The sequence below is a fragment of the Actinoplanes sp. NPDC048791 genome (assembly GCF_040650095.1).
In the GTDB taxonomy this organism is placed as follows: Bacteria; Actinomycetota; Actinomycetes; order Mycobacteriales; family Micromonosporaceae; genus Actinoplanes.
In genome coordinates this window covers 1-2,459 of sequence record NZ_JBEZGQ010001145.1, presented here as the reverse complement: position 1 = coordinate 2,459, position 2,459 = coordinate 1, and the positions used below count along the sequence as shown (strand labels likewise).

The 2,459-nt window shown below is 72.7% G+C and carries 3 protein-coding genes; all 3 read left to right on the top strand.

Annotation, left to right across the window (positions count from 1 at the left end; translation table 11 throughout):
- The coding region (locus tag AB0C29_RS43455) for an ATP-binding cassette domain-containing protein (RefSeq protein ID WP_360833515.1) at nt 1-344 on the top strand (344 nt) is incomplete at its 5' end.
- Complete coding sequence (locus tag AB0C29_RS43450) at nt 341-1,678, top strand: LLM class flavin-dependent oxidoreductase (RefSeq protein WP_360833514.1); 1,338 nt, start codon at nt 341-343, stop codon at nt 1,676-1,678. The genes AB0C29_RS43455 and AB0C29_RS43450, both read left to right, overlap by 4 nt.
- Nucleotides 1,675-2,459: LLM class flavin-dependent oxidoreductase (locus AB0C29_RS43445; RefSeq protein ID WP_360833512.1), on the top strand; the 785-nt coding region annotated here is incomplete at its 3' end. The genes AB0C29_RS43450 and AB0C29_RS43445, both read left to right, overlap by 4 nt.

Below are 2,459 nucleotides of genomic sequence, written 5' to 3'. Positions count from 1 at the left end.
CCGGCGGCGAGCAGCAGCGGGCCGCGCTGGCCCGCTCGCTCGTCCGCGAGCCCCAGCTGCTGCTGGCCGACGAGCCGTTCGGCGCGCTCGACGCCCTCACCCGCATCCGGATGCACACCCTGCTCCGCAAGCTCTGCGAGAAGCACCGGCCCGCGGTGCTGCTGGTGACCCACGACGTCGACGAGGCGATCGTGCTGGCCGACCGGGTGATCCTGCTGGACGCCGGCGTCGTGCGCACCGACGTACGCGTGGACCTGGCCCGGCGTTCGCGCTCCGATCCCGCTTTCGCCGAGATCCGCACCTACCTGCTGGACGAACTGGGCGTCGACGAGGAGAGCCGATGAGCCGCAAGCTGCACTTCAACCTGTTCCTGCACGACACCGGCCACCACGAGGCGTCGTGGCGGCTGCCCGGGTCGGACCCGTACGCGAACCTCTCGCTGGCCGCGCATCAGCGCCTGGCCCGGATCGCCGAGGACGCGCGGTTCGACTCCGTGTTCCTGGCCGACAGTCCCGTGCTGTGGAGCGACCCGGGTCGCCGGCCGTCCGGCAAGCTGGAGCCGACGCTCCTGCTCGCCTCCCTGGCCGCGACCACGTCCCACATCGGGCTGATCGCGACGGCCTCGACGTCGTACAACGAGCCCTACAACCTGGCCCGGCGGTTCGCCTCGCTCGACCACCTGTCGGGCGGCCGGGCCGGCTGGAACATCGTCACCACCGCGGGCGACGCGGCCGCGCGCAACTTCGGGCTGGCGGACCAGCCGCTGCACCGCACCCGCTACGAACGGGCCGACGAGTTCCTCGAGGTCGCCACGAAGCTGTGGGACAGCTGGACCGACGACGCGATCGTCGCCGACAAGCAGCAGGGTGTGCACGCGCAGAGCGACCGCGTCCGCCGCATCGACCACCGCGGCGCGCACTTCCGGGTGGACGGGCCGCTCAACGTGCCCCGCTCGCCACAGGCGTACCCGCTGCTCGTGCAGGCCGGATCGTCGCAGGACGGCAAGGAGTTCGCCGCCAGATGGGCGGAGGCCGTCTTCACCGCCCAGCCGACCCTGGCGGAGAGCCAGGCGTTCTACGCCGACCTGAAGCGCCGGGTCGTGGCCGCGGGACGCGACCCCGGGCACGTCGTCATCCTGCCCGGCATCGTGCCGGTGATCGGCGACACCGAGGCCGAGGCCCGCGAGCTCGACGCCGAACTGGACCGGCTGATCGCGCCGCAGTACGCCCTGCGGACCCTGGCCCAGACGCTCGGCGTGGACGCCGGCACGCTGCACCTCGACCGGCCGCTGCCCGCGCAGCTGCCCGGCGAGGACCGGATCGAGGGCGCGAAGAGCCGCCGCACGCTCATCGTGGACTGGGCCCGGCGGGACAACCTGACCGTGCGCGAGCTGATCGGCCGGCTCGGCGGCGGGCGCGGCCACCGGACCTTCACCGGTACGCCGGTGCAGGTCGCCGACACGATCCAGCACTATTTCGAGAACGGCGCCGCCGACGGCTTCAACATCATGCCGGCCGTCCTGCCGTCCGGGATCGAGGCCTTCGCGACCAAGGTCGTGCCGATCCTGCAGGAGCGCGGCCTGTTCCGCACCGAGTACGAGGGCACCACACTGCGCGAGCACTACGAGCTCCCGCGCCCGGCCAACCGCCTGGTCCTGACCGGAGAGCCGATCCGATGAGCGCGACGTTCCTGTGGTACATCCCCAACACGGTCGAGCCGGGGCACCGCGGCGACGACCCGGTCGAGGGCTACGGCACTCTGGAACACAGCGTGGACCTGGCCCTGACCGCCGAGCGGCACGGCTGGGCGGGCGCCCTGATCGGCACCGGCTGGGGCCGGCCGGACACGTTCACGGTCGCCACCGCGCTCGCCGCCCGCACCACGACCTTCCGTCCGCTGGTGGCCATCCGCCCGGGCTACTGGCAGCCGGCACACTTCGCCAGCGCGGCCGCCACTTTGGACCGGCTCAGCGGCGGCCGGCTGCTGGTCAACTTCGTCAGCGGCCAGGACAACCTGGCCGCCTACGGCGACACGGAAGGCGACCAGGCCCAGCGGTACGCCCGGACCAAGGAGTTCATGCGTACGGCCCGACGGCTCTGGACCGAGAAGAACGTCACGTACGTGGGTGAGCATTTCTCCGTCACCAACTCGACGGTGGTCCCCCGCCCGTACGGGAAAGGTCCTCGCCTCTATTTCGGCGGCGCGTCCCCGGCCTCGGAGCGGGTCTCCGCGACCGAGGCCGACGTGCAGCTGTTCTGGGGCGAACCGCTGGACGGCATCGCCGACCGCATCGACCGGCTCCGCCGCCTGAGCACGGACCTGGACCGCGACCTGCCGCCGCTGGAGTTCGGCCTGCGCATCACGACGCTTGTCCGGGACACGACCGAACAGGCCTGGCGCGACGCGGAGGCCCGGGTCGCGGCGATGGCGCAGCGCCCGGCCTCGTCCGGTGACCGGCG